Source organism: Pseudonocardia cypriaca (assembly GCF_006717045.1).
GTDB classification, from domain to species: Bacteria; Actinomycetota; Actinomycetes; order Mycobacteriales; family Pseudonocardiaceae; genus Pseudonocardia; species Pseudonocardia cypriaca.
In genome coordinates this window covers 710321-735582 of the sequence record NZ_VFPH01000001.1, presented here as the reverse complement: position 1 = coordinate 735582, position 25262 = coordinate 710321, and the positions used below count along the sequence as shown (strand labels likewise).

Genomic DNA, 25262 nt, shown 5'->3' with positions numbered 1-25262 from the left:
GACCCGAAGAGGTGTTGGCACGTGGCGGCCGCTCCGCGCTGGAGTGGTCGCGTGTCCCGTCCCCTTCGGATCGGCCTGTGGGCCGTCCAGATCCTGCTGTTCCTCGTCTTCGCAGGCACCGGCCTGTGGAAGCTGCTCACCCCGATCCCGCAGATCGCTGCCGCTTTCCCCTGGGCCGGGGAGGTTCCCGCCCCGTTCCTGTACGCGACGGCGCTGCTCGACCTGCTCGGCGGCCTCGGCATCCTGCTTCCCGCCGTCACCGGGGTCGCACCCGGACTCACCGTCCTCGCGGCGCTCGGGTGTGCGGCGCTGCAGGTGGGCGCGATCGCCTTCCACCTCTCCCGCGGGGAAGCCGCCGACACGCCGTTCAACGTCCTGCTCGCGGCGCTCGCCCTCGTCGTCGCATGGGGCCGGCGGCGGGAGACGACGAATCCACACTCGACAAGCAAGGAGAGCCTTACTTAATCTCCCGCCATGCCCTCGACCGACGCCACCCGCCGGGAGTTCCTCGCCATCCTGGCCGCCACCGGGCTCCTGTCCGCGTGCGCCACGACGGACCGGCCAGCTGCGCCGGCGACCCGCACCGTCCATCACCCGCTCGGCACCACCGAGGTACCGCTCGCGCCCACCCGCGTGGTCGCGCTCGACCGCCGGGCCGCGCTCCCCCACCTGCTCGCACTCGGCGTCACGCCGATCGGCGCCCTCACCTACGAGAGCATCATCGGCACGCCGTTCCCGCCGCTCGTGGCCGAGCAGGCCCGCGATGTGGCGGTCCTGCCGGTCGCGGGCAGTGCGGACGACCCGAACCTGGAGGCCGTCGCCGCCCTGCGGCCCGACCTCGTGATCGGCTGGACCGGCGGCATCGACGAGAAGTACGCAGCGCTGTCGGCGATCGCGCCCACGGTTGCCGTCGACGTGGACTTCACGGACGCCGCGGTGAGCCTCCGCGCGATCGCGGCGGCCCTGGGGCGTGAGGCCGAGGCAGAAGCCGTGATCAGCGCGTTCGACGAGCGCCGCGCCGTGCGCCTGCGGGAGATCGGCGAGATCGGGGACGTGTCGGTGGTGCTCGGGATCGGCGGGCAGCAGTTCCGCGTGTACCAGCCGGCCGGGTCGTCGGTGGCCCGCTGGCTGGCCGAAGCGGGCGGGCGGCTCGTGCCCGACATCGCGTCCGCCATCGGCGAGCCGTCCGGCGACGAGCTCGTGCTGATCAGCCCGGAGAACCTCGGCCAGATCACCGGCGAGACGATCGTCGTCATGCACAACACCGGCGCTGCGGGCGAGGCCGCGCTCGCCGAACTGGAGGGCTCGCCGCTCTGGCCGACGTTGCCCGCCGTGCAGGCCGGGCGCGTGGTGAAGGTGAACTCGCAGGAGTCGGTGGGGTCGTACGGGTTCCAGGGTTACGCCTCCGTGCTCGATGCCCTCGTCGACCAGTGGACGGCGCTCGGGCCTCGCTGACGCCTACGCGGCACCCATCCGGGGGCGAACGTGTCCGAGCCGCAGTAATCGGATTCGGATGCGGCGCCGCGATGGCAAGGTGGCGCCATGCGGATCAGCGTTTTCGGGTTCCTCGGCGATGGAGGCGGGCGCTCTCCCGTCGACCGTTACGTGGAGTACCTCCGCCGCGTGCGCGACGAGGGCTTCACGCGGCTGTGGACCGCGCAGCTGCCCCACGAGCCCGACCTCCTCACGACCATGGCGGTGGCCACCCGGGAGGTCGACGGGATCGAGGTCGCCACCGGCGTGCTGCCCATCCAGGTGCAGCACCCGATGCAGCTGGCTCAGCGCGCGCTGACGGTCAACCTGATCTCCGGTGGACGGCTGGTGATGGGGCTCGGGCTGAGCCACAAGGTGGTCGCCGAGAACACCTGGGGCGTGTCCTGGGACCGGCCGGTGCGGCGCATGTCGGAGTTCCTCGACGGGCTGCTCCCGCTGCTCGCGGGCGACAAGGCCGACGCCACCGGCGAGTTCACCAGCACGCGCGGTGCGCTGCGGATCCCCGACGCGCCGACGCCGCCCGTCTACATCGCCGCGCTCGGCCCGCAGATGCTCAAGCTCGCGGGCAGGCGCACCGCCGGCACGGTCACCTGGATGACGGGGCCGCGCACGGTCGCCGAGCACGTCCGCCCGACCCTTCGCGAGGCGGCGGGCGAGCGGGCGGTCGAGGTCGTCACCGCGCTGCCGACCTGCGTCACCGACGACGCCGCGGCCGCCCGCGCACACGCAGCGTCCGAGTACGCGATCTACGGCAAGCTGCCCTCGTACCGCGCGATGCTCGACCGGGAGGGCTGGGCCGGGCCGGAGGACGCCGCGCTCATCGGCACCGAGTCCGAGGTCGCCGAGCGGATCGAGGAGCTGCGGGCGGCGGGCGTCGACGAGTTCGTGGGGGCCACTTTCGGGTCGAGTGAGCAGCGCGCCCGCAGCCGGGCCCTGTTGCTGACCTGCCGAACGTAGGCTTCCCGCCGTGGACGAGCTGGCATCTGTCGACGGCACCATCGGCCCGGCCGACGAGATGAGGATCCCGGTCACCGACGACGGCCTGCTGCGCGGCGACGGCGTGTTCGAGGTCGCCCGCCTCTACGCAGGCCGGCCGTTCGCGTGGGACGAGCACGTCGAGCGCCTGAAGCGTTCGGCGGCCAACGTCCGCCTGGAGTTCGACCTGGACGCCGCGCTGGCCGAGGTCGACGCGCTGTTGGAACGGGTAGGGGCCGTCGACGGTGCGCTCCGGCTGCTGATCACGCGCGGCGGGCGGCGGGTCGTGATCGTCGGCCCTCTCCCGCAGCGGCCGCCCGCCATCACGCTCGGGACCATCCAGTACGCCCCGACGCGGGTGCTCGACGCCGTCAAGTCGCTGTCCTACGCGGCGAACATGCTGGCGTCCCGGGTCGCGCGCGAGGGCGGCGCCGACGAGGCCCTGCTGGTGACGCCGCACGGCCGCGTGCTCGAAGCCCCGACGTCGGCGTTCTTCTACGTGCTCGACGGCCGCCTGCACACCCCGCCGCTCGCCGACCACATCCTCGACTCGATCACCCGGCGCCACGTGCTCGAGCTGACCGGCGCGACCGCGCGGGTGTTGCACTGCGACCAGCTCGTCGAGCTGGAGGAGGCGTTCCTCGCCTCGACGACGCGCGAGGTCCAGCCGGTGTCCGCGATCGACGGCCGGCCGCTCCCCGCCACTCCCGGACCACGGACGGCGGCGGCCGCCGAGGCGTTGCGGCGGCGCATCGAGGCGAGCTGACCGCTCACAGCATCGTCAGCAGCATCCCGGCCATCCCACCGCTCATCAGGACGTGGCCTGCGGTATCGAGCCGGGACCCGACGGGCTGCGCGGGCCTCGTGCCCCTTCCCGCGCGCGATCCGGCCGCGACCAGAACCGGCGAGCTCCGGTGCTCCTCGACCACCGAGGCGAGCGCGGCGTTGCCGAGCAGCACCAGGATGGCGAGGGTGACCACCTGCATCCAGGCCGGGACCGGAGCGTCGTGGGATGCGGGGTCGGTGCCCATCGCCCAGGGCATCGCAGCGAGCATCCACACCATCGCCACCAGAACGAGCAGGTGACGGGCGTCGCCGGCCCGTCCGTTCCCCGCGGGATGCAGGACACGTCGAACGAACAGGGCGGCGAGCAGCCCGACCATCGCGAGCTGCGCGACGCCGGCCGGCGTGCCCGGAGCCGGCCACCCCCACGCCATCCCGACCATCGCGACGCTCATCAGTAGGTGCGACAGCGCGGCCATCCGGCCGCCGCCGGAGACCGGGGCCGGCCCGAACAGCCGGACCGACGAGGACAGCGCGGACACCCCGAAAGCCGCCGTGAACGCGAGCGCCGAGACCAGGGAAGGGGACACCCGGACCTCCCACGGGAGCGCGTACGTTCGTATAGCAACCAACTTGTTGCTATACGAACGCTATCGCAACCCGCGGATTGCGTCAATCGGTCCCTACTTCGCCGGCAACCTGCGCGCGTAGCTGCGCCCGCGCTCGACCCACGCGGCGAGCTGCTCCTCAGTTCGCAGGTCGTCGGGCTCGACGCGGAGGAACCCCTTCATGGTGCGGCCACCCATCACCATCGGGAACGCGGCGGTGGTGGCCAGCAGGTGCTCGCGCTCGGCCGGGTCGATGCGCACCAGGATCCCGCCCTCGCGGCTGGCGCAGACCGCCATGTTGCCGCCGAGCAGGAACGCGAGCCCGCCGAACATCTTCTGCTCGCCGAGCTCCGGCTCGCCCAGCAGAACGTCGCGGATCCGCTCCGCGAGATCCTCGTCGTACGCCACGGCCGGGACGCTACGCCCGACCACCGACACCAGCGGTGTCGCGGCCGGTCAGCCGTCCTCGAGGCGGAACCCGACCTTCATGCCGACCTGGAAGTAGGTCAGCTGGTCGTCCTGCACCGACCCGCGGATCTCAGTGACCTCGAACCAGTCGACGTTGCGCAAGGTCTGGGTGGCTCGGCCGATCCCGTGGCGGATCGCCTCATCGACGCTGTTGGAGCTACTGCCGACGATCTCGGTGACGCGGTAGACGTGGTCCATCGGTGTAGCGAACCACGCCGACCGCAGCCTTCCCAGCTCCTGCGCTATCCGCGCTTCCCGACGGCCGTCGGCCGGACCACGACGACGACGCGGTCGGGCGCGTCCTTCGGTGCGTTCGTACCGAACGGGGCGTCGTAGCGCTTCGCCAGCTCGACGTAGAACGCACCCGTCGGATCCGGCTCGATCCGCTCGACGACACCGCGCACCTCGAGGTACCGGTACGGGTTCTCCGCGTCCACGATCGAGATCGCCACGGCCGGGTTCGCCTGGATGTTCCGGAACTTGCGGCGGAAGTTCGTGTGCGTGAAGCGGATGAACTCGCCGTCCCACGCGAACCACATCGGGTTGACCTGCGGGGTGCCGTCCTCGCGGACGGTCGCGAGGTCGGCGATCAGCGGCCGCTCCAGCAGGTCGCGGAACTCCTCGGGGATGATCTCGGTCGCAGTGGTCACCTGGTCTCCTGTCTGCTCGGTCGTCGCTTTCCAACATCACCGGGACGGGCCGCGATTCCCGCAGCGCTCAGGCGTCCTCGAACTGGTTGTCCACCGGCCGCCCGGCGGCGTCGAAGTAGTACTCGCCGTCCGAACCGAGGAACTCCACCTCGTAGAACTCCCCCGCGGGGGTGACCTCGATCTCCCACTTGTCGACGTGCACGCCACCGGTCACCCCGTGGACCGCCTGGCGCACGGCGGCGGGGAAGCCCGCCGCGTCCACGACCTCGACCTCGGTCTCCAGCCACCGTCCCGAGAAGTCGAACTCGGCCTCGTACGCGCCGTCGTCGCCACCGAAGGCGGCCTCCCAGCCGTAGGGCTGCCGCTCCCACGTCACGACGTCGAATGCCGGGTAGCGCTGGTCGAAGGCCTGCTGCGCAGAGCTCGGGGCAGCGCTGCAGCTCGTCAGGCTCGCGACGGCCAGCGCCGTCGCCGCGATCCGCAGGTAGCCGCGGAGATCAGTGATCACATCCGGGATCATGCCGCTGCACGATCTTCGCGGCCAGGGCCGTGAGGTCGTCCACCGTGACGCCGAGCAACACGCCTGCGATCCGATCGGTGTCCATCCTCCCCGTCAGAACACGGGCATGATGGACGGCTGTGACGACCTCGGCTCTCCGTTCGGGGCTCGACCTGCGCTGGGTCGACCCCGCCATCCGCCCTCAGGACGACCTGTTCTCCCACGTCAACGGCCAGTGGCTGCGCACCCACGTCATCCCGGACGACCGGGCGCAGGACGGCGCGTTCCGAGCGCTGTACGACAAGGCCGAGGAGGACGTGCTCGCGATCATCGAGGAGGCGGCCGGCGAGCCGGGCACCGACGCCCGCAAGATCGCCGACCTCTACGCGTCGTTCATGGACGTCGAGCGGATCGAGGCGCTCGGTACGGCGCCCCTGAAGCCGCTCCTCGACGAGGTCGCGGGCGCCGGGGACAAGGCGGCGCTCGCCGCGGTGCTGGGCCGCCGCCAGCGGGAGGCCCGCACCGCGCTGTTCGCCGCGTTCGTCTCCACGGACCCGAAGAACGCCACGCGGTACCTGGTGCAGCTCGAGCAGTCCGGGCTGGGCCTGCCTGACGAGTCCTACTACCGCGAGGACGCCTACGCCGAGATCCGCGCCAAGTACGTCGCGCACCTGACGCGCCTCGCCGAGCTCGTCGGGCTGCCCGACCCGGCCGGGCTCGCCGAGCGCGTGCTGGACCTCGAGACCGCGCTCGCCGCCGTCTCGTGGGACCGCGTCACCAACCGCGACGCGGAGAAGACCTACACGCTCATGACGTTGCCGGCGCTGCGGCAGAACGCGCCGGAGTTCGACTGGGATCCGTGGCTCGCGGAGTTCGGCGCTGCGGACGGCGCCTTCGACGAGATCGTCGTGCGGCAGCCGACCTTCGTCGTCGCCGCCGCGAAGCTGTGGGCCGAGCGGCCGCTGTCGCAGTGGCAGGAGTGGCTCGCGATCCACACGGCCGCCGCATGCGCCGACTACCTCACGGAGGAGATCGTCGAGGAGGACTTCGACTTCCACGGCCGCACGCTGTCGGGCACGCCGCAGCTGCGGGATCGGTGGAAGCGCGGGGTCGGCGTCGTGCAGGGCGCGCTCGGGGAGGCGGTCGGCAAGCTCTACGTCGAGCGGCACTTCCCCGCCGCCGCGAAGGAGCGGATGGTCGAGCTCGTCGCCAACCTCGTCGAGGCCTACCGGCAGAGCATCAGCGAGCTGGACTGGATGAGCCCGGCCACCCGCGAGCGCGCGCTCGCCAAGCTCGCCAAGTTCGGGTCGAAGATCGGCTATCCGGAGAAGTGGAAGGACTACTCGGCGCTGGAGATCCGGGCCGACGACCTGCTCGGCAACGCACTGCGCTCCGGCGCCTGGTACACCGACTTCCAGCTCTCCAAGATCGGCAAGCCGGTGGACCGCGACGAGTGGCTCATGACGCCGCAGACCGTCAACGCCTACTACCACCCGCGGATGAACGAGGTGGTGTTCCCGGCCGCGATCCTGCAGCCGCCGTTCTTCGACGCGGAGGCGGACGACGCGGCCAACTACGGCGGCATCGGCGCAGTCATCGGCCACGAGATCGGGCACGGTTTCGACGACCAGGGCTCCAAGTACGACGGCGACGGCAACATGACCGACTGGTGGGAGCCGGGCGACCGCGCCGAGTTCGAGCGCCGCGCCAAGGGGTTGATCGACCAGTACAGCGCGCTCTCCCCCGCCGGGCTGCCGGACCACAAGGTCAACGGCGCGCTCACCGTCGGGGAGAACATCGGCGACCTCGGTGGGCTGACGATCGCGATCAAGGCCTACAAGATCGCACTCGGTGGCCAGGAGGCGCCGGTGATCGACGGATTCACCGGGCTGCAGCGGGTGCTCATCGGCTGGGCGCAGGTGTGGCGGATCGTCACCCGCGAGGCCGAGGCGATCCGGCGCCTCGCCGTCGACCCGCACTCCCCGCCCGACCTGCGATGCAACGCCGTCATCTCCAACATCGACGCCTTCCACGATGCGTTCGACGTGCAGCCCTCCGACGCGCTGTACCGGGCGCCGGAGGAGCGGGTGCGCATCTGGTGACGGAGAGCTGGACCAGCGCCGAGTGCGCGGCCGCGTGGGGCGTGAAGCCGGCGACCTGGCTCGGCTACGTCTCGCGCGGCCAGGCTCCGCAGCCGCTCGCGGAGCCCGACGCGCAGGGGCGCAAGAGGTGGGACGCCGACGAGGTGCGCGGGTGGCCGCGACCCGGCGTCGGGCGCAGCCGCGCCGGGGCCGGGCCGGAGGCCGAGGCGCTGCTCGAACAGATGCGGGAGGTCGCCGACCGCATCGAGGAGCTGCGCGGGCGCCAGCGGGAGCTGCTGTCCGCCGGGAAGGAGCAGGGGCTGGAGATCAGCTCGATGGCCAAGGCGCTCGGCATCTCCCGGCAGACGGCGTACGGCTGGCTCGCCGAGTGACCCCGGCTCAACCGGGCTCGTGCGCGTGCACCCCGATGACCGTCCCGTCGGGCTTCGCCTCGAGGTAACCGGACTGGCCGGTGTCGTTGTTGGTCGCGTAGATCGCGACCTCCGGTCCCGTGCCGATGTCCCGGACGATCATGTAGTGCACGGTCGGGTTCTCGACGTTCAGGCTCTCCGCGGCGCCGGCGAGCAGCCCGAGGATCTTGTCGACGTCGATCGCCGCGAGGTCCACGAGCGGGTCGTCGGGGTCGCGGTGGCCCGCGCTGCTGGGGCCGTCGAACCCGCCCTTGTAGTGATAGCTCTGCGCGCGGGCCGGAGCATCCGGTACCGGCATGTCGATCGACGCGTAGTCCGGGTAGACGGTGAGGTCCGCGACGAGCGTGGTGCCGAGCTCGGTCCGGACACCGTCGATGAGCTTGCGCAGGCCGGCCGGGGTGTGCAGGGCGGTCGGACCGATGACGATCGGTGCGGCGGCCGGTCCCCCCGCCGCGACGGGCGTGCCGTCCGGGCCCACCGGGGACGGCGCCTGCGAGGTCAGCCGTCCGATGCCGAACCCGGCGCCGAGCAGCACCAGCACGGCAACGGCGCCCACGACGCGGCTCCGACGTCGCACCGGCCGCTGCGGGGCGCGCTCCCGCAGCTCCGGCATCGGCTTCTCGAGCTGCAGGTCCTCGACGAGCTCCCGCAGCTCGCCGAGGGTCTTCGCCGCGGTGGCTGCGCCGGTGCGGGAGCGGTGCTCCTCGGCGTCGAGCTGGCCGTCGGCGTAGGCGGTGTCGAGCAGCCCGCACACCTCGGAGCGGTCGAGATCGCGCGCCCTCGTCCTGGGCGACCGGGCGGACGACACCGGCGGATCGTAGCCAGACCGGGCGCACCGGTGCCGCGGGGCCGGACCAGCTCCGCCAGGTGACGCACGATCTCCGCCGCGCGCCCGCCGTTGTGCGCGGGGCCGCTGCCCAGGCCGGCGTCAGGACCCGCGCGGTGTGGCGTGGTCGATCAGGCTCACACCGCCCGGCGCCGCGTCCACCCAGGAGGCGGTGAGGCCGAGGACCGTGATCGCCGACGTCTTCATCTCCACCTCCTCGCCGGTCAGCACGGCGACGAGGCCCGCGACACCCGGGTTGTGGCCCACGAGGAGCGCGGTGCCGACGTCCTCGGGAATGTCCCTCACGACGGCGAGCAGCGTCTCGACCGGCGCCGCGTACACGCGGTCGTCGACGATCGGATCGGGCGGGGCGTCGAGCTCGGCCGCGAGCAGCCGCCACGTCTGGCGGGTGCGGATGGCGGGCGAGCACACGACCGCGTCGAGGGGCCCGACCCGGTCCCGGATCCAGCGCCCGACGGCGGGCGCATCCCGGCGGCCGCGAGCGTTCAGCGGCCGTTGCGGGTCGGGCACGCCGTCGGGCCAGTCCGACTTCGCGTGCCGGAGCACCACGAGCCGGCGCGGGGCGTCAGGGCTGTGGGGTGAACTCACAGAAGCTCTCATAGTGGTCGTCGGTGTAGTACCAGTGTTCCGGGTCGCGCTCGTCCGGCCCACCGGTGACGATCCGGCGGGCCCCGCGGTTGCTCGCGCCGGGCGTCCTCACCGTGAACTCGCGGTAGTAGCCGGGAGCCTCGTCGGGCAGCAGGCCCTCGCGGTTGCCGAACGTGACGCCGTCGTTGCGCGGGTACTCGTACGGACCGCCTGCCTCGACGTCCTCGACCACCTCCCGCGCCTCCGGCGGCAGATCCTTCGTGCACGCGGGGACGGCGGCGGCCGCCGCTGAGGCGGGCAGGCTGGTCGCGGGCTGCGCAGAACTCGGTGCCGCCTGGCAGCCGGCCAGCGCGAACACGGCCAGCAGCAGGGCGAGCACCGCGCGGATCATGCTTCCCCCAGCGCCCGAACGCCGTGGCGACGGACGAACGCGACCGTCTCGAACTGGCGGTCGCCGGTGCCGCCGCCGCGCCACAGGTCGTCGGTGGCGGCACGCAGGATCTCGGTCAGCGTGAGGAAGCCGGGGAGATCACCCTCCACCAGCTGCTCGGCGCCGGGCCAGAGCAGGGCGACCCGCTCGTCGTCGGGCCACCACGTGGCCAGGTCGCGCAGCGAGTCGACCAACGCGTCCAGGTTGCGCCCCGCCGTATCGGGCAGTCGCAGCGCCCGCGCGATCGCCGCCTGCGCCTCGCGCATCCCGGCAGCCGGACCGGCGACCTCGGCCACGGCGAACCCGCTCGTGGAGAGGGTCCTGCGCACGTGGTCGGCGTCAACCGGTGCGGCCAGCAGCACCCCACGGCCGGTCAGGCCGGGGAGGAGAGACGCGACCCGCAGCCTGTCCATCCGGCTATTCGATCACGAACGCTCGCGGCCGGCGAGGACCCTGCGGAGAATCTTGCCGGCCGGGGAGCGCGGGACCTCGTCCACGAATACCACGGCGCGCACGCGACGCGATGGCGAGACCCGCGCGGCGACGTGGCCGATCAGCTCGTCGGCGTCGACCTCGCGTCGCCGCACCACATAGGCCACCGGGATCTCCCCCGCCACCTCGTCGGGGCGCCCGATGACCGCGCAGTCGGCGACCGCCGGGTGCTCGCCCAGCAACGCCTCGAGCTGGGCAGGGGCGACCTGGTGGCCCTTGTACTTGATCAGTTCCTTCACCCGGTCGACGACGAAGAGCCAGCCGTCGGCGTCGATGCGGACGAGGTCACCGGTGTGCAGCCAGCCGTCGGTGTCGAGCGTCTCGGCGGTGGCCTCCGAATTGCCGAGGTAGCCGGTCATCAGCTGCGGGCCGCGCACCCACAGCTCGCCGACCTCGCCGGCCGGCAGCTCGGCGCCCGTCGTGGGCTCGACCACGCGGGCCTCGGTGTTCGGCACGAGCATCCCGGCCGATCCGGGCCGCGCAGGACGCCCGTCGTGCGGGGAGGCGGAGATGATCAACCCGGTCTCGGTGAGCCCGTAGGCCTGTCCCACGAACCGGCCCAGGCGCTGCGCGCACGCGGTCTGCATCTGCGCGGACAGCGGCGCCGACCCGCACACGACCTTCTCCAGCGACGACAGGTCGTAGCGGTCCACCAGCGGGTGCTTCGCCAGCGCGAGGACGATCGGCGGTGCGCCGAGCACCGTCGTCACGCGGTACCGCTGGATCAACGCGAGGAACGACTCGACGTCGAAGCGGGACATGGTGACGACGGTGGCGCCGGCCCGCAGCACCTTGTTCATGCCGACCGCCTGGCCCGCCATGTGGAAGTACGGGATCGGGCAGATCGGCCGTTCCTGCTCGCCGAACGGGGCGAGCCGGTCCAGCTCCACCAGCGCGGCGACCAGTGCGCGGTGGGTGAGCATCACGCCCTTCGGCCAGCCGGTGGTGCCACTGGAGCACAGGAGAGCGGCCAGGTCGTGGGAGGGGTCGATGCGCACGGCCGGTGGGGCGTCGCCGTGCCCGAGCAGCTCCGAGAACGCCGAGGCGCCGGGGGCCGTCGCGCCGAGCACGAACACCCGCTCGACGCCGGCCTTCTCGGCGGCGGCGAGCGCGATCTCCAGGCAGGGCGGGACGGTGAGCAGGAACCGGGCGGACGTGTCGGCTAGCTGGTACGCCGCCTCGTCGACGGTGGCGAGCGGGCTCAGCGTGGTCACGACGCCGCCTGCGGTCAGCGCGCCGTGATAGGCGACCGCGAACTCGGGGAGGTTCGGCATCATGATCGCGAACACCTCGCCCGGCAGCAGGCCGCGGGCGGCCAGGCCCGTGGCGCAGCGGCGGACGCCGGCGACCAGGTCCGCGTAGGTGAGGGCACGCCCGCTCGCGCCGTCCACGATCGCGGGTTTCGCCTCCCGCTCCGGTGCGTGCGCGAGCACGTACTCGGGCACCGCGACGTCGGGGACGTCGACATCTGCGAACGCACTCGTGATGATCATCGTGCCTCCCTCGCGCGGGCTATCGTGCGTCGAACACAACCCGAGCGAGGCGTGAGATCGCCTCGGGGTGGGACCCCGGGATTTCGGGGGTGGTGGCGGATGGTGCTGCTCGAACGGGAGGCGGAGCTCGGCTGCGTCGACGCCCTGGTGGACGCGGTCGCCGGCGGGTTGGGCCGGGTCCTGTTCGTCGAGGGCCCGGCGGGGATCGGCAAGACCCGCCTGCTCGACGCGGCGGCTCAGCGGGCGCGCGCCGTGGGCCTGCGCCCACTCGTCGCGCGGGCCGGCGAGGTGGAGCGGGAGTACGCGTTCGGGCTCGTGCGCGCGCTGTTCGAGCCGGTGCTGGCCACCGGCGGTGCCGCGGAGCTGCTCGCGGGGCCTGCCCGACTGGCGGCCCCGGTGATCGTCCTGGGGGAACCCGGCAGCCCCGCCGGCATCGCCGAACGCCTGCACGGCCTGTATTGGCTCACCGTGAACCTCGCCGACCAGGACCCGCTCGTCCTGATCGTCGACGACGCGCACTGGGCCGACGAGCCGTCGCTGCGGGCGCTGGCCTACCTGGCCCACCGCATCGCCGACCTCCCGATCGGTCTCGTCGTCGCGGCTCGCCCCGAGGCCGGTGGGTCCGCCTCAGGTCTGCTCGCCGCGATCCGGTCCGAACCGGTGGCCACGGTGCTGCGCCCCGGCCCGCTCACCCGTGCCGGAAGCGATGCCCTGCTCCGCACGCGCTACACGGCCCCGACGCCGGAGTTCTGCGCGGCGTGCCACGAGGCGTGCGGCGGCAACCCGATGCTGCTGCTCGCCCTCGTCGACGCCGTCGGTGATGCGCCACCGGACGACCGCGTCGCCGCCGTGCACGATCGGGCCCCCGCGATCGTGGCGACGTCCGTGCTGCCCCGGCTGCGCAGGCTCCCGCCGGCGTCCGCAGCGGCAGCGAGGGCGGTCGCGGTCCTCGGCCCGGACGCGGAGCTGCGACACGTCGCGGCGCTCGCCGAGCTGGATCACGACGAGGCGGCCGAGGCGGCCGACGCGCTGGCCGCGGCCGGGCTGCTCGTGCCAGTGCGACCCCTCGCCTTCACCCATCCCCTGGTGGCACAGGTCGTCGCGGACCACATGACGCCCGGCGAGCGGCACCACGGCCATCTCGACGCCGCGCGGCGCCTCCACGCGGAGGGCGCCGACCCCGAGCGCGTGGCCGGTCACCTCATGGCCACCGAGCGACTCGGCGATCCGTGGGTGGTGGCGGCGCTGCGCGATGCCGCTCGCAGCGCGCTCCGGAAGGGAGCACCGGCCACCGCCGTCGCCTACCTGCGCCGCGCACTCGCCGAGCCGCCCGACCCCGCCGTCCGTGCCGAGATCCGGCTCGAACTGGGAACCGCCCAGCTGGAGGTCTCGGCACCCGACGCGTTCGCCACCCTGTCCGAGGCACTCGAGCTCACCCCGGACACCGCGTTCCGCGCCCGCGTCGCGCTCGTGGCATCCGGGGCTGCGCGGTCGGCGTCCGACTTCCGCACCGCGGATCGCTTCCTCGCGGAAGTGGACGACCGGCTCGACCAGCTGGAGGACGGGCTGCGGTACCAGGTCGAGGCCGAGGCCGTGTTCGTCCGCTGGCTGGATCCGGGGCGCCGGGCGGAGATGATCGCCCGCGCCCGGGCCCTCGAACCCCGCGCCGCGGCGGGCGGCGCAGCGGGCGCGAACGTCCTGCTGGTCCTGGCGTTCGACGCGCTGCTGGGCGGGGCGCCGACCGCCGACCGGGCGGCCGACCTGGCCGTACGCGCGGCCGCCGTGGCGAACGACATCGACGGGCCCACGCTCGGCCTCGTCGCCGCTGCGGTCAACGTCCTGCTCGCCCTCGACCGGGTCGGGCCTGCCCGCACCACGCTCGACCGGGTGATCGCGGTGGCGCGGCACCACGGGTCACTCCTGCAGCTCGGCGAGGCCACCACGTTCCGCGCGATGCTGAACCACCGGCTCGGGATGGTCCCCGACGCCGAGGCCGATGCCCGCCTCGCCGACCGGATCGCCCAGGAGGCCGCCGGCCCGTCGGCGCGCCGGTGGACCGTGGCGTGGCTCGTGCGCTGCCTGGTCGAGCGGGGCGAGCTCGCCGAGGCCGAGGACGTGCTGTGCCGCAGCGGTGTGCCGGCGAACCTCTCGGTGCTCCTCGAGGCGCGCGGGCACCTGCGGGCGGCACAGGGTCGCGCGGAGGAGGCGCTGGCGGATCTCCGCGCGGCCGGCGGCCGGGCCGAGCGCCAGCTCGACCACCCCGGGCTCGTGCCGTGGCGCCCGGCCGCCGCGTCGGTGCTGCGTCGGCTCGGGCGCCTCGGCGAGGCACGGGACGTCGCCGACGAGGCCGTGCTCCTCGCCCGGCGGTTCGCGGCTCCGCGGGCGCTCGGCCTGGCCCTCAACGCCCGTGGGCTGGTCGACGACTCGGTGGACACCCTGCGGGAGGCCGTCGAGGTGCTGGCCGCCACGCCGGCCCGGCTGGATCACGCCCGCGCCACCGTCAGCCTCGGTGCGGCGCTGCGGCGGGCCAACTCCCGCACCGACGCTCGGCAGATCCTCGAACACGGCATGCACGAGGCGCATGCGTGCGGCGCCGCCGCGCTGGTCGCCCACGCCCGCGAGGAGCTCACCGCCTGCGGCGCCCGGCCCCGCCGGCCCGCGACGACCGGGTGGGACGCGCTGACCCCCAGCGAACGCCGGATCGTCCAGCTCGCGCGGGACGGGCTGAGCAACCGCGAGATCGCCCAGACCCTGTTCGTCACGACCAAGACCGTCGAGACGCACCTCGGCGCGGCGTACCGCAAGCTCGGGATCACCCGGCGCACCGAGCTGGCGAGGGAAACCCGGTGAACGCCTCCGCCTCCTCAGCCCGCCGCGGCGAAATGCTCCCGCAGAGCCCCGATGCCGCCGCCGTACACCCCGTCCGCGAAGAAGTCGGTCAGCCGCTTCTCGTCGGCCGCGTCCGCGTCGAACTCCGCCCACCACTCGACGAACGCCTCCCCGGTGGCCGTCACCGGAGCCACCCGCAGCGTCGCGACGTAGCGGCGGGCGCCGAACGGGTTCTCCAGGAACTCGTAGGTGAGGCTGCGGTCCGGGTCGTCCAGGACCAGCAGCCGCTCGACGACGATGCCACCGTCGCCGAGCGTCAGCTTCCGCACCGCGCCGACCTCCGCGCCGGTCCCGGAGGTCAGCTCGCTCGCGGTGATCGCCGGATGCCACTTGGGCAGGCTGTCGAAGTCGCGGATGTGCGACCAGACCGCGTCCGCGGAGGCGGGGACGACACCACTGGCATACGCACGGGGCATGGGAGCTCCTACTTGGTGAGACGGGTCTTGAACGCGCGGGTCTGTTCGGTCAGCGCCTTCTCGGTGGGCAGCCGTTCCATCGAGGAGGCCCCGTAGAAGCCGTGGCAGTTCTTCGTGCGCTCCAGCACGTGCGCCGCGTCGTCCGGCATCGCGATCGGGCCGCCGTGGCAGAGCACCAGCACGTCGTCGCGGACCTCACGAGCGGCGGCGGCCCACTCGTCGATCAGCGTGACGCAGTCGTCGAGCGACTTCGCCGTCTCCGCGCCGATCGAGCCGCCGGTGGTGAGGCCCATGTGGCAGACGATGATGTCGGCGCCCGCGCGGGTCATCGCGCGGGCGTCGTCGGCGGAGAAGACGTACGGAGTGGTCAGCAGGTCGGCCTCGCGGGCGGCCGCGACGAGGTCGACCTCCAGGCCGTAGCCCATGCCGGTCTCCTCCAGGTTGGCCCGGAACACCCCGTCGATCAGGCCGACGGTCGGGAAGTTCTGGATGCCGGCGAAACCCAGGTCGGCGAGCTCGCGCAGGAACCGGTCGATGATCATGAACGGGTCGGTGCCGTTGACGCCGGCCAGCACCGGGGTGTGCCGGACGACCGGCAGCACCTCGGCGGCCATCTCCACCACGATCTCGTTCGCGTTGCCGTAGGCGAGCAGACCGGCGAGCGAGCCGCGGCCGGCCATCCGGTAGCGACCCGAGTTGTAGATGACGATGAGGTCGATGCCGCCGGCCTCCTCGCACTTGGCCGAGAGCCCGGTGCCCGCGCCGCCGCCGACGATCGGCTCACCGCGCCGGGCCATGTCCTGGAACTTCTCGACGAGCTCCGCGCGAGCGAACCTCACTTCTGCACCTCCCGCCACGCGTCCACCAACGCGTCGGCGAACTCGGGGTCGTTGATGTGGTGCGGCAGGCGCTCGACGCGCCGCCGCTCGGTCTGGCGCACCTCTGCCTCGAGGGTGGCGAAGAGCGCCTCGTCCGCCTCCGGGTCCCAGAACGCCTGCCCCGGCGCGTCCAGCGCGGACACCCCGCCTGCCGGCAGCAGGAAGCGCACCGGCCCCTCGCACGCGTTGAGCCCCCGCGCGATGAAACGGGCGAACTCCACGCACTCCTCCGGAGTGGTGCGCATCAGCGTGACCTGCGGGTTGTGCTCGTAGAACGTGCGATCGGCGAACTGCGCCGGCACCGTCGAACGCGCGCCGAAATTGACCATGTCCAGCGCGCCGCACGACCCGACGTACGGCACGCCGGTGCGCGCGATCGCGCCGAGCCGGTCGTCCGTGGCCGGGAAGACCCCGCCGACGAGCAGGTCGCAGACCTCGGTGGTGGTGATGTCCAGTACCGAGCCGACCAGGCCGTCGTCGACCAGTTTCTCCATGGCGCGACCGCCGGTGCCGGTGGCGTGGAAGACCAGCGGGTCGACGGTGCCACCGAGCCGCTCGGTGACCGCGGTGACGCACGCCGTGGTGACCCCGAACATCGTCAGCCCCACCGCGGGCCGGTCCTCAGCGGCCGGGATCTCGTGCGTGACGATGCCCGCGAGCGCGTGGGCGGCGTTGCCGATCACTCGCCGCGAGATGCGGTTGAGGCCTGCGACGTCGGTGACGGAGTACCACATGGCGACGTCGGAGGCGTCGACGTAGGGCGCGACGTTCCCGGACGCCACCGTCGAGACCATGATCTTCCCGACCCCGACCGGTAGCGCCCGCATCGCGGGCGTGACCAGCGCGGTGCCGCCCGAGCCGCCCAGCCCGAGCACGCCGCCGACGTCCGACCGGCTCAGCAGGAACCGCTCGAGGGCCACCGCCATCGCGGCGACGGCGCTGCCGCGGTCGCCGGTGAAGACACCGGCCACGCCGTCGGGATGGTGTGCCGCCACCTCGTCCGGCGGGACGTCGGCCGGCCCGTCCCGCCCCTGGGTGGACACGTCGACCGTGACGACCCCCGCGCCCGCCGCCCGCAGGCGCTCGGCGGCGTAGCCCAGCTCCGCACCCTTCGTGTCGAACGTGCCGATGACGTAGGCGAGGGCCATACGAGAAGTTCTTAGCGCACCTCCGGCCCGCGGGCGAGGGTCAGACCTCGATCTCACCCCGCACGCACGCCACCGCGTCGCCGCCCACCCAGACCGTGCCGTCGGCGTCCTGGTCGATGTACACCCGGCCCGCCCGGCCCAGCGCCGTGCCCTGGGACGCGACGTACGGCGCCCGGAGACGGCCGGTGCGCAGCAGCCAGATCGCGAGGCCCGCGTTGAGGCTGCCGGTCACCGGGTCCTCCACGCTGCTGCGATCCGCCGGGAAGAACGCCCTGACCTCGACCGCCTCCGGCGAACCCTCCGAGTGGGGGCCTGCGATCCCGAGCTTGAGGTCCTCGGCGTTCGGCTCGACCGCGAGCACCGTCTTCGCGTCGTCGAGGAGGACGCCCACCCAGCCGGGGCCGTTGTCGATCCACCGAGCGTCCACGATGCCGGCCCGCTCGACGCCCAGGATGCGCGCGATGCGCTCCTGCAGCTCCTCGTCGACGGGCTCGTCGCGCATCAGCGGCGGGGCCGCGAAAGCGAGCCGGTCCCCGGTGCGCCGCAACGTGATCAGCCCCGCCGCGCACTCCTGCACGACCGTCTCACCGGTGTGCTGCGGGTTCCGGGCGAGCCACGCGTGGCAGGTGCCGATCGTGGGGTGGCCGGCGAACGGGAGCTCCTCCCCCGGGGTGAAGATGCGGACGCGGTAGTCGGCGGCCGGGTCGGTCGGCGGGAGGACGAACGTCGTCTCCGAGAGGTTCGTCCAGTTCGCCACCCGCTGCATCTGCTCGGTGGTGAGACCGTCGGCGTCGAGCACGACCGCGACCGGGTTGCCCCGGTACGGGACGGCGGAGAAGACGTCGACCTGGGCGAACGGACGGCTTGTCATGTCTTCGAGGATCATCCGCCGCCCGCCGTGCCGCCACGGCCAATCCCCGAACAGTGGCCCCTTGCCTAGATCTCGTGCGCCCGCAGCCAGTCGACGTAGTCCGGGACGGCGCGCTCGACGTCGTACTCGGGCTCGAACCCGGTGTCGGCCCGGAGCCGGGTGATGTCGAGGTAGGTGTCCGGCGGCCGGTCGGGGTTGCGCCCTTCGGGAAGGGCGATGTTCGCGCCCGGAACAGCTGCGTTGACCGCGTCGACGACCTCGCGGTAGCGCACCAGCCGTCCGCTGGAGACGTTGTAGACGCGGTGGTTCAGCCGTTCCGCGGACATGAGCAGCGCGATGGCCCGGCCGCAGTCCTTGACGTAGCACAGGTCCGTGCCGTCCTCGGCGTACGCGGCGGGACGGGGCGGCGTGAGATCGGGGTCCTCGCCCCACGCCGCGGCGCTGACCAGGCGGGGAACGGGGGTGAACGGGTTGTCCGGCACGCCCAGGGGACCCCAGATGGTGCCGATCCGCAGGCTGACGGTGTCGAACCCGCCGCTGTCGCCCGCCAGCGATGCGAACAGCTCAGCGGTCTTCTTGAACACCGGGATCTGGTGCGCCGCCACCACCGGCAGCGGGGCGTCCTCCTGCAACGGGACCTGGTCCACCCCCAGGTACACCGCGATGGAGCTGGCGACGGAGAACCGCCGCACACCCCACACGGTGGCCGCCTTCAGCGCGTTGAGCAGGCCGAGCGCGTCGGCGCGCAGGTACTCGACCGGGTCGGGCAGGTCGTAGCGGGCCGCCGCGAGGTGCACGATGCCGGTGATCTCGTGCCGCTTGCCGATGTCGAGGAAGGCCGCCTCGTCCGTGGTGTCCAGCGGCTCGACCACGACCCGGCCGGCGGGCTCCTCGGCGAGGAACTCGGGCAGCCGGGTGGACCGGTGCGCGGTCAGCACCACCGACTCGCCCAGGTCGAGCAGTGCCCGTGCGGTGTGCGACCCGATCGAACCCAGGCCGCCGGTAACGAGTATCACTCGCGGATCTCCTTCTCGGATCAGGTCCGACTGCGTCCGGCCCACAGCCTGATCTGCTCCGCTGCCGTTCTTCTTGAACAGAACGGCCATCGCGAGGTCAGCGCGTGAGTGCGGTGATCCGGTGGGCGGCCTCCGGGTAGCCGGCGACGAGCGCGGCCCGCTCACCCAGCTCGAACCCGTCCCAGTCGAAGGGCGGGGCCGTCGTCGTGCCGACGAGCGACCAGCCGCCCGCGGAGCTGGACCCCTGCCAGGTGCCGGCGGGCACCACGATCTGAGGCCGTTCCCCAGCCGCGAGGTCCGGGCCGAGCACCGGCTCGGACACGTCCGCGGCCCCGCCGAGAAGCAGCATGCGCAGCGGGGAGCCCGCGTACCAGTGGTAGGTCTCGGTGTTCGTGAGCCGGTGCATCGCCGAGAAGTCCGGCGCGATCAGCAGGAAGTAGATCGCCGACGAGTGCGCGTCGATGTGCGTGCGGCGGAACAGGCCGCCCTCGCCCGGCAGCGGCTCGAGCCCGAGGATCTCCGCCACCCGCTCGCCCTCGCTCACCACGCCGGCACCGCCGACATTCCGCCGTCCACGACCAGATCATGCCCGGTGACCCAGCGGGCCATCGGCGAGGCGAGGAACACGCACGCGTCGGCGACGTCCTCCCGCTCGCCCAGCCGGCGCAGGGGCGCCGCTCGCTCCCACCGGTCGACGCCGTCCGGCCAGTCCTCGCGCAGCCCCGCGCGCGCGACGAGACCGGGCGAGACCGAGTTGACCCGCACGCCGTCGCAGCCGTACTCCAGGGCGGCGGCCCGGGCGAGCATGATCGTCGCCGCCTTCGCGGCCGCGTAGTGGGCGTGCCCGCGCGCCGGGCGGGTGCCCTCGACGGACGCGACCAGCGTGATCGAGCCGCCCCGGCCGCGCAGCGCCGCCGCCGCGGCCTGCACGGTGGCGAACGCGCCGGTCACGTTGCCGTCCACGACCTCCCGCCAGCCCGCCACGGTCATCCCGGCCAGCTCCGCGACGGGCTGCACGCCTGCCGCGGCCACCACGGAGTCCAGGCGGCCGAACCGCGCGACGGCGAGCTCGACGAGCGCGGTGGCAGCCGCCGGATCGGTGACGTCGGCCTGCGCGGCGACCGCCCGCCCGCCCGCGCCGACGATCTCGTCGACGACCGCTCGTGCCCGTGTTGCCCCGGTGTTGTGGTGCACCACGACGGCGGCTCCGGCCGCCGCGAACCGCAGCGCGATGCCGGAGCCGATCCCCCCGCTCCCGCCGGTGACCAGGGCGACGGTGCCGTCGAGGGCGGGCAGCGATGGGTCCACGGGGGCGAGTCTGCCGTTCACCCCACCAGCGTGGCCACGACGATGGCCGCCGCCAGCAGCGTGTCGAGCACGACGCAGAACTCCGCCAGCGAGCGCGCGACCACGCGCCCGGTGCGGTGGTGGTGCACGTCCCACGCGGCGTGGCCGAGCAACCCGGCCGCCACCAGGTAAGAACCCAGGTCGGGGCTCACCGCCAGCGCGACGACGGCGGCGAGGCCGAAGCCGGCCACCCCCAGTGCCTGCAAAGGCAGCCCGCTCGCCGGGCGCGCCGCCCCGCGGAGCAGCCCGTACCCGGCGAGCAGCGCAGCCGCGCCGAGGAGGACCCAGATAGCCGCATCATCGGCGAGCGCGAGCACCAGGAAGGCCCCGAGGAAGATCGGCCACGACGCCCCTGGGCGTCCCAGCGCCGCCGCACCGAGGTAGATCACCGCCGAGGCGGCGAGCACCGGCGCCAGCCCGACGCCGCCGTCGGCGATGTCGAGACCGGCGAACCCGGCCATCACGACGCCGGCCGCCGCGGGCCACCAGCGCCGGATCCCGCCGGCGGTACGGACCTGAACCGTCGTTGCCATGGCCACCACTCCTCGACTCGGAACCTCTGGCTCCGAGCGTGCTGCGAGTGGCCGCGGGGCCACACCCGCGTGCTGTCATGGCTCACCCGTGCAAATCGCATGGCTCATCGGCGCCTGCGGGGCGCCCCGGGGAGGGTGGCGAGCTTCTCGTCGCGGGTGAGCGCCGGCTCAGGTCCCGATTTCGCTGGTGATGGTGGGTCGCCGGGTTGGGGCGGATCGGTGAGGCCAGGAGGCCCGAGCCGGGGACGGCGCGCCCACCGGAACGGCTCACGAGCAGGACGGCACCACGGCGGCGTTCCGCGGAACGCACAAAGGTCCCGGCGGCCACCGTGCACACCCTCCCGTCACGACGCACACCGCCGAACACGTGCACCGACCCCACATGATGTGCACGCCCACCCGGATGGGGATGCCGCTCCACCGCCTGCCGGGTCCGGTCGGGTTCGGAACTGCCCGTCTAGCTCGTCAGGTGCACCACCGGCAGCGTGGCCAGCTCCGCGGGCGACAACGCCGCGGCCGCGTCGAGCACCTCGCGTTGCTGCTCCCGCATCCGGGCGTCCACCCGGCCGGCGAGGAGGTAGGCGAGCCGCCCGAGCATGCGCACCGTCGGCTCCTCCACCAGCGGGCGTGGGCTGGACACGACCGCGATCCCGGTGGGGGTGCCGTCGTTCGCCTGCGCCGCCCCCACCGTGAACGCCTCCCGCGGGTTCACGTGCCGGGACGCGAGGTGGTCGCGCAGCCGCAGCAGCACGTCGTGCAGGCGCCGGAACTCGGCCCCGTCCTCGAGCTCGTCGAGGTCCGTGGTCGTGAGCAAGGCGCTGCGCGGCGAGAAGCAGCGGACGTAGGCGAGCAGGGCACCGGTCCAGAGCGCCTCGACCAGCACCGGGTCCGGTTCGCGGCGGCCCAGCCGGGACACGAGGTGCTCGCAGCAGCGCAGCGCGTACTGCAGGTCCTCGAAGACGGCGGCCAGGCCGGCGAGCTTCCCAGCGCTCGGCAGGTCGAGCGCACGGACGGTGGTCGGCGTCGCCGGTGCGGTCACCGTCGTCCCTCCTCGACGTTCGGGAACATCCGGGCGCGGAGCTCGGCGAGGTGGGCCTGGATCGCCGGCGCGGCCGGGCCCTCGTCGTCCCGCCCCGGCTCGACGCCCAGTGCCCGCAGCAGCGCTGCCGCAGGCGCCGCTGGGTCACCGGTCTCACCGAGCACCGGGTGCAGCCCCGCGGCCGCGAGGTGGTCGAACACGACGTTCACCACCGTCCACGGGTTGTAGGTCTCGCGACTCACGGCGATCCGTCCGGTCGCGGGATCGGGTTGTCCCACAGGTCGCGCTCCGGCCGTCCCAGCAGCGCGTCGATGCGGCCGAGCAGCCGCGCGGAGACGGCGTGCTGCAGGGCGTCGGCCTCGGCCCGGGCGTCGGCGGGCGCCATGTCGAGCACGCGCACCAGGAACAGCTCGACGAGCGCGTACCGGCGCACGTGGTCCAGCGGCGTCAGCGTCGGCGTGGACGCCTCGGTCGTGGTCACGACGAGACCACCTCCTCCGGGTAGCGGGCGGCGAGCAGGTCTCGGCAGGTGTGGCCGTTGGCCTCGATCCCGACGCGGGTGAGCCGGGCGCGGCGCAGGTGCAGGGGCACCTGCTCGGCGGTGACCGGGGCGCCGTCCGGGTGCAGCAGCAGCGGCGCGTCGCCGTCGTGGGGCAGGCCGACCGCGGCGCGGCGTTGCCGGAGCCGGTCGAGATCGGCCGACGGCGGCACGTCGCCGAGCCGCATCGCCGCCAGGTCCTCCGGGGTGCGGCCGGCGTCCACGAGGGGGCGGGCGATCCGGTCCTGACCGGCCAGGGCGGCCTTGCGCAGGAACACCGCGCGCAGCTCGTCCAGCTCGGCCTGGGCCTGCCCCGGGAACGCGGACACGAACCCGGCCCGTGCGGCGACGCCCTCGTTGATGGTGACCGCGGTGAAGTGGTCGTCGAGGGCGATGTCCACCCGCGTGACGCCCGGGACGGCGGCGACCGCGTCGTGGGCGTCGGCGACCATCAGCCACGCGAAGTTGGGTGCGCAGAAGAACGTGGGCAGGCGCAGCCGGACGGCCGCGACCCCGTCGTCGGACACGGTGCACGACGACACGAACTGCAGCTCGGTGACGGGCTGGTCGAGTTCGGGGTCGTGCACCGTGTCCAGCGCCGCCCACACCGCGGCGGCGAGTGCGGTCACGGGGTGCCGGCCGCCGCGGCCTCGGTGAGCAGCTGCTCCGCCGGCTTGTCCTGCGTGCCGGCCGATGTCTCCAGCTGGCACTCGGGCGGGACCGGGATGTCGTAGAGCTTCGCCGCGTTCAACCCCAGGATCTTCTTCTTAGTGGCGGTGGTGAGCTTTGGGTAGTCGGTGAACGCGTCGTCGTCGGGCATCTGCCAGTCGACGAAGCCCTCGACCTGCCACTTGGGCACCCAGATGTTGTAGTCGCCGCCGAAGGTCATCTTGTCCTCGCCGACCCAGAACAGCAGCTCGCCCATGACCTTGGCGAAGAACTTCGGCCGGGCGTGCATCAGGCCACCGATCACGACGGACAGGCCCGCGTAGACGTTGGGCTCCTGCACGGCCATGAAGCAGAAGTCCTCGATGCGGGGCAGCCCGACGTGCTCGACGACGAAGTTCAGCTCCGGGAAGTCGGTGGCGGCGTGGTCGACGTCGGCCACGTCGAACGCGTCCTTGTCCAGCGGCCAGATCGTCGGGCCCTTGTGGACGTGGATGTTCTTGATGCCGAGCTCCTGCGCGCGGGCGAGGAACCGGTATGCCTCCGGGTCGGTCAGCTTGTAGCCGCGCGACCCCTGGTTCCATTCGGCGGTGTAGAGCTTGACGCCTTTCAGGCCGTACTTCTCGGCGTCCGCCTCCAGCTCCTTCATCCCGGCGTCGCCGTCGCGCGGGTCGAAGCGCCCGTTGACGATGAGGCGGTCACCGAAGCGGTCGAGCAGCTCCGCGTTCCGCTCGGCGGTGTTGAAGCCGTTGGTGTACCACTCCTTGAGGTAGGTCGACTGGAAGATCGCGTAGTCGACGTGGCCCTCGATGAACATGTCGCGCTCGAAGTCCTCGGGCGTGACCTTGAGGTAGTGCTCGTAGTCCCAGTGGGTCTCGGGTGGACCGAGCTGGTGGTAGCCGTAGAAGCAGTCGATCCAGCCCTTCGCGTACTGCTCGGCGCCCGGCTTCCAGTTCTCCCGGCTCGCGTCCCAGAAATGGCAGTGTGAATCGACGATGAAGTACTTCTCGCCGTCCTTCTCGTACATGTGGTGGGTCTCCTTGCGCGTCAGGGGACGAGAATGGCCCGGCCGCGGACCCGGCCGGCGTCGAGGTCGTGCAACGCGTCCAGCGCCGCATCGAGCGGGTACTGCTTCGTGTGGAGGGTGACCTTCCCGGCCTGGGCCAGCACCATCAGTTCGGCCAGATCGGTGTAGGTGCCGACGATGTTGCCGATCACGTTCTTCTCCCCGGCCACGAAATCCAGGGTCGGTGCGGAGAACTGCCCGCCATAACCAATCACGTACTGGTAGCCGTCCGGCGCGGTCATCGCCCACGCCTGGTTCTCCGCGCCCTGCTCGGCCACGAAGTCGAACACCACCGTGGCGCCCTCACCACCGGTCAGGTCCCGCACGGCGTCGACGTGGGAGCCGTCGGCCACCACGGTCTCGTCCGCCCCGATCTCCTTGGCGAGCTCGAGGGCGGCCGGGTTCTTGTCGACCACCACGATCCGGGTCGCGGTCAACGCGGCGAGGCACTGGATCCCGATGTGTCCGAGCCCGCCCGCCCCCTGCACCACCGCGGTCGTCCCGGGCCACAGCACGGGCACGGCCTTTCGCACCGCGTGGTACGCCGTGATCCCGGCATCGGCGAGGGCGGCCACATCGGCCGGGTTGGTGGACGGGTCCAGCTTCACGCAGGCCCGGGCGGTGGTGCGCAGGTACTCGGCCATCCCGCCGTCGTTGTCCGACAACCCGGGGAAGAACGCGTTCGCGCAGTGCATGTCGTTGCCCCGACGGCAGGCCAGGCACAGCCCGCAGCTGGGTTGCGGGTGCAGGATCACCGTGTCGCCGACGGCGACGTTGGTGACCCCGTCCCCGACGGCGTGCACCCAGCCGGCGTTCTCGTGCCCGATCACGTACGGCAGCTGCGGGCTCATCGCCGCCGCCCACTGGCCTTCCAGGATGTGCAGGTCGGTGCGGCACACCCCGGCCCCACCGACCTTGACGATCACGTCGAGGGGGCCCTGCAGCTCCGGCTCGGCGATGTCGTCGATCTTCGGGTCGGTGTGGTAGTCGTGCACGCGTACGGCTTTCATCTCGTC

Annotated in this window: 31 protein-coding genes; 7 read left to right on the top strand and 24 right to left on the bottom strand. The window is 72.9% G+C overall.

Going from position 1 to position 25262, the window contains the following annotated elements; genetic code table 11:
* Nucleotides 1-51: 51 nt before the first annotated feature.
* From FB388_RS03510 to FB388_RS03495, 4 genes are all read left to right on the top strand, one after another.
* Nucleotides 52-465, top strand: coding sequence for a DoxX family protein (locus FB388_RS03510; RefSeq protein WP_211361744.1), 414 nt, complete (start codon nt 52-54; stop codon nt 463-465).
* 9 nt (nt 466-474) lie between these two features.
* The gene (locus FB388_RS03505) at nt 475-1455 is read left to right on the top strand and encodes an ABC transporter substrate-binding protein (protein ID WP_142096794.1); all 981 of its coding nucleotides are present in this window, start codon (nt 475-477) and stop codon (nt 1453-1455) included.
* Between the two features lie 87 nt (nt 1456-1542).
* On the top strand, nt 1543-2451 hold the full coding sequence (locus tag FB388_RS03500; protein ID WP_142096791.1) for a TIGR03564 family F420-dependent LLM class oxidoreductase: 909 nt from the start codon (nt 1543-1545) through the stop codon (nt 2449-2451).
* Nucleotides 2452-2461: 10 nt separating this feature from the next.
* Complete coding sequence (locus FB388_RS03495) at nt 2462-3235, top strand: aminotransferase class IV (RefSeq protein ID WP_142096788.1); 774 nt, start codon at nt 2462-2464, stop codon at nt 3233-3235.
* A 4-nt stretch (nt 3236-3239) separates the two neighbouring features.
* Here FB388_RS03495 and FB388_RS03490 read toward each other — a convergent pair whose 3' ends face one another.
* The 5 genes from FB388_RS03490 to FB388_RS03470 all read right to left on the bottom strand — a co-directional run bounded on the left by FB388_RS03490 (nt 3240) and on the right by FB388_RS03470 (nt 5486).
* Nucleotides 3240-3842 (bottom strand): DUF5134 domain-containing protein, encoded by a 603-nt coding sequence (locus FB388_RS03490; protein ID WP_142096785.1) that lies wholly within the window; start codon nt 3840-3842, stop codon nt 3240-3242.
* Between the two features lie 93 nt (nt 3843-3935).
* Entirely contained in the window at nt 3936-4268 is a 333-nt protein-coding gene (locus FB388_RS03485; RefSeq protein ID WP_142096782.1) for a TfoX/Sxy family protein, read from the bottom strand.
* A 48-nt stretch (nt 4269-4316) separates the two neighbouring features.
* Entirely contained in the window at nt 4317-4526 is a 210-nt protein-coding gene (locus FB388_RS03480) for a dodecin (RefSeq protein WP_142096780.1), read from the bottom strand.
* Between the two features lie 44 nt (nt 4527-4570).
* Nucleotides 4571-4978: a PPOX class F420-dependent oxidoreductase gene (locus tag FB388_RS03475; RefSeq protein ID WP_211361743.1), complete on the bottom strand. Its 408-nt coding sequence runs from the start codon at nt 4976-4978 to the stop codon at nt 4571-4573.
* Nucleotides 4979-5045: 67 nt separating this feature from the next.
* On the bottom strand, nt 5046-5486 hold the full coding sequence (locus tag FB388_RS03470; RefSeq protein ID WP_142096777.1) for a PepSY-like domain-containing protein: 441 nt from the start codon (nt 5484-5486) through the stop codon (nt 5046-5048).
* Nucleotides 5487-5617: 131 nt separating this feature from the next.
* Here FB388_RS03470 and FB388_RS03465 point away from each other — a divergent pair, with 131 nt between their 5' ends.
* The gene (locus FB388_RS03465) at nt 5618-7579 is read left to right on the top strand and encodes a M13 family metallopeptidase (protein WP_142096774.1); all 1962 of its coding nucleotides are present in this window, start codon (nt 5618-5620) and stop codon (nt 7577-7579) included.
* Nucleotides 7576-7950 carry a hypothetical protein gene (locus tag FB388_RS03460; RefSeq protein WP_246121556.1) on the top strand — a complete coding sequence of 125 codons (375 nt, stop codon included), beginning with the start codon at nt 7576-7578 and terminating at the stop codon, nt 7948-7950. The genes FB388_RS03465 and FB388_RS03460 overlap by 4 nt, the downstream gene beginning before the upstream one ends.
* A gap of 7 nt (nt 7951-7957) precedes the next feature.
* Here the strand turns inward: FB388_RS03460 and FB388_RS03455 are convergent, their stop codons facing one another.
* The 5 genes from FB388_RS03455 to FB388_RS03435 form a co-directional block, all read right to left on the bottom strand.
* Complete coding sequence (locus tag FB388_RS03455; RefSeq protein WP_142096771.1) at nt 7958-8797, bottom strand: DUF1707 SHOCT-like domain-containing protein; 840 nt, start codon at nt 8795-8797, stop codon at nt 7958-7960.
* A gap of 120 nt (nt 8798-8917) precedes the next feature.
* Nucleotides 8918-9424 carry a SixA phosphatase family protein gene (locus tag FB388_RS03450; RefSeq protein ID WP_246121554.1) on the bottom strand — a complete coding sequence of 169 codons (507 nt, stop codon included), beginning with the start codon at nt 9422-9424 and terminating at the stop codon, nt 8918-8920.
* Complete coding sequence (locus tag FB388_RS03445; protein ID WP_142096768.1) at nt 9402-9815, bottom strand: guanyl-specific ribonuclease; 414 nt, start codon at nt 9813-9815, stop codon at nt 9402-9404. The genes FB388_RS03450 and FB388_RS03445 overlap by 23 nt, the downstream gene beginning before the upstream one ends.
* Entirely contained in the window at nt 9812-10267 is a 456-nt protein-coding gene (locus FB388_RS03440; RefSeq protein WP_246121552.1) for a barstar family protein, read from the bottom strand. Before FB388_RS03440 ends, FB388_RS03445 begins: the two co-directional genes overlap by 4 nt.
* A gap of 12 nt (nt 10268-10279) precedes the next feature.
* Nucleotides 10280-11839 carry an AMP-binding protein gene (locus FB388_RS03435; RefSeq protein ID WP_142096765.1) on the bottom strand — a complete coding sequence of 520 codons (1560 nt, stop codon included), beginning with the start codon at nt 11837-11839 and terminating at the stop codon, nt 10280-10282.
* Nucleotides 11840-11938: 99 nt separating this feature from the next.
* On the opposite strand from FB388_RS03435, the gene FB388_RS03430 reads away from it, so the two are divergent.
* The gene (locus FB388_RS03430; protein WP_142096763.1) at nt 11939-14689 is read left to right on the top strand and encodes a helix-turn-helix transcriptional regulator; all 2751 of its coding nucleotides are present in this window, start codon (nt 11939-11941) and stop codon (nt 14687-14689) included.
* Nucleotides 14690-14703: 14 nt separating this feature from the next.
* Here the strand turns inward: FB388_RS03430 and FB388_RS03425 are convergent, their stop codons facing one another.
* The 14 genes from FB388_RS03425 to FB388_RS03360 form a co-directional block, all read right to left on the bottom strand.
* Nucleotides 14704-15144: an SRPBCC family protein gene (locus tag FB388_RS03425; RefSeq protein ID WP_142096759.1), complete on the bottom strand. Its 441-nt coding sequence runs from the start codon at nt 15142-15144 to the stop codon at nt 14704-14706.
* Between the two features lie 8 nt (nt 15145-15152).
* Nucleotides 15153-15983 carry a phosphoenolpyruvate hydrolase family protein gene (locus FB388_RS03420; protein WP_281290376.1) on the bottom strand — a complete coding sequence of 277 codons (831 nt, stop codon included), beginning with the start codon at nt 15981-15983 and terminating at the stop codon, nt 15153-15155.
* A complete protein-coding gene (locus FB388_RS03415; RefSeq protein WP_142096754.1) occupies nt 15980-17170 on the bottom strand; it encodes a Tm-1-like ATP-binding domain-containing protein in 1191 nt (396 codons plus the stop codon). Before FB388_RS03415 ends, FB388_RS03420 begins: the two co-directional genes overlap by 4 nt.
* Nucleotides 17171-17210: 40 nt before the next feature.
* Nucleotides 17211-18041 (bottom strand): PhzF family phenazine biosynthesis protein, encoded by an 831-nt coding sequence (locus FB388_RS03410; RefSeq protein WP_142096751.1) that lies wholly within the window; start codon nt 18039-18041, stop codon nt 17211-17213.
* A gap of 65 nt (nt 18042-18106) precedes the next feature.
* Nucleotides 18107-19057 carry an NAD-dependent epimerase/dehydratase family protein gene (locus FB388_RS03405; protein ID WP_142096749.1) on the bottom strand — a complete coding sequence of 317 codons (951 nt, stop codon included), beginning with the start codon at nt 19055-19057 and terminating at the stop codon, nt 18107-18109.
* A gap of 97 nt (nt 19058-19154) precedes the next feature.
* Entirely contained in the window at nt 19155-19604 is a 450-nt protein-coding gene (locus tag FB388_RS03400) for a cupin domain-containing protein (RefSeq protein WP_246121550.1), read from the bottom strand.
* A complete protein-coding gene (locus tag FB388_RS03395; RefSeq protein ID WP_246121548.1) occupies nt 19598-20365 on the bottom strand; it encodes an SDR family NAD(P)-dependent oxidoreductase in 768 nt (255 codons plus the stop codon). Before FB388_RS03395 ends, FB388_RS03400 begins: the two co-directional genes overlap by 7 nt.
* A gap of 17 nt (nt 20366-20382) precedes the next feature.
* On the bottom strand, nt 20383-20937 hold the full coding sequence (locus FB388_RS03390; RefSeq protein WP_142096748.1) for a hypothetical protein: 555 nt from the start codon (nt 20935-20937) through the stop codon (nt 20383-20385).
* Between the two features lie 457 nt (nt 20938-21394).
* Nucleotides 21395-21976, bottom strand: a complete 582-nt coding sequence (locus tag FB388_RS03385; protein ID WP_142096745.1) for a hypothetical protein — start codon at nt 21974-21976, stop codon at nt 21395-21397.
* Nucleotides 21973-22218 (bottom strand): hypothetical protein, encoded by a 246-nt coding sequence (locus FB388_RS03380; protein ID WP_170225457.1) that lies wholly within the window; start codon nt 22216-22218, stop codon nt 21973-21975. The genes FB388_RS03385 and FB388_RS03380 overlap by 4 nt, the downstream gene beginning before the upstream one ends.
* Nucleotides 22215-22457 carry a metal-dependent transcriptional regulator gene (locus tag FB388_RS03375; protein WP_170225456.1) on the bottom strand — a complete coding sequence of 81 codons (243 nt, stop codon included), beginning with the start codon at nt 22455-22457 and terminating at the stop codon, nt 22215-22217. Before FB388_RS03375 ends, FB388_RS03380 begins: the two co-directional genes overlap by 4 nt.
* The gene (locus tag FB388_RS03370; protein WP_142096743.1) at nt 22454-23143 is read right to left on the bottom strand and encodes an iron-sulfur cluster assembly protein; all 690 of its coding nucleotides are present in this window, start codon (nt 23141-23143) and stop codon (nt 22454-22456) included. Before FB388_RS03370 ends, FB388_RS03375 begins: the two co-directional genes overlap by 4 nt.
* The gene (locus FB388_RS03365; protein ID WP_142096740.1) at nt 23140-24207 is read right to left on the bottom strand and encodes an amidohydrolase family protein; all 1068 of its coding nucleotides are present in this window, start codon (nt 24205-24207) and stop codon (nt 23140-23142) included. The genes FB388_RS03370 and FB388_RS03365 overlap by 4 nt, the downstream gene beginning before the upstream one ends.
* Before the next feature lie 20 nt (nt 24208-24227).
* A complete protein-coding gene (locus FB388_RS03360) occupies nt 24228-25256 on the bottom strand; it encodes an NAD(P)-dependent alcohol dehydrogenase (protein WP_142096738.1) in 1029 nt (342 codons plus the stop codon).
* Nucleotides 25257-25262 lie beyond the last annotated feature (6 nt).

Coding starts and splice junctions, on each gene's coding strand:
- FB388_RS03505 (WP_142096794.1), top strand. CDS start 475: ATGCCCTCGACCGACGCCACCCGCCGGGAGTTCCTCGCCATCCTGGCC.
- FB388_RS03500 (WP_142096791.1), top strand. CDS start 1,543: ATGCGGATCAGCGTTTTCGGGTTCCTCGGCGATGGAGGCGGGCGCTCT.
- FB388_RS03480 (WP_142096780.1), bottom strand. CDS start 4,526: ATGGACCACGTCTACCGCGTCACCGAGATCGTCGGCAGTAGCTCCAAC.
- FB388_RS03445 (WP_142096768.1), bottom strand. CDS start 9,815: ATGATCCGCGCGGTGCTCGCCCTGCTGCTGGCCGTGTTCGCGCTGGCC.
- FB388_RS03440 (WP_246121552.1), bottom strand. CDS start 10,267: ATGGACAGGCTGCGGGTCGCGTCTCTCCTCCCCGGCCTGACCGGCCGT.
- FB388_RS03435 (WP_142096765.1), bottom strand. CDS start 11,839: ATGATCATCACGAGTGCGTTCGCAGATGTCGACGTCCCCGACGTCGCG.
- FB388_RS03430 (WP_142096763.1), top strand. CDS start 11,939: ATGGTGCTGCTCGAACGGGAGGCGGAGCTCGGCTGCGTCGACGCCCTG.
- FB388_RS03425 (WP_142096759.1), bottom strand. CDS start 15,144: ATGCCCCGTGCGTATGCCAGTGGTGTCGTCCCCGCCTCCGCGGACGCG.
- FB388_RS03415 (WP_142096754.1), bottom strand. CDS start 17,170: ATGGCCCTCGCCTACGTCATCGGCACGTTCGACACGAAGGGTGCGGAG.
- FB388_RS03410 (WP_142096751.1), bottom strand. CDS start 18,041: ATGACAAGCCGTCCGTTCGCCCAGGTCGACGTCTTCTCCGCCGTCCCG.
- FB388_RS03390 (WP_142096748.1), bottom strand. CDS start 20,937: ATGGCAACGACGGTTCAGGTCCGTACCGCCGGCGGGATCCGGCGCTGG.
- FB388_RS03365 (WP_142096740.1), bottom strand. CDS start 24,207: ATGTACGAGAAGGACGGCGAGAAGTACTTCATCGTCGATTCACACTGC.
- FB388_RS03360 (WP_142096738.1), bottom strand. CDS start 25,256: ATGAAAGCCGTACGCGTGCACGACTACCACACCGACCCGAAGATCGAC.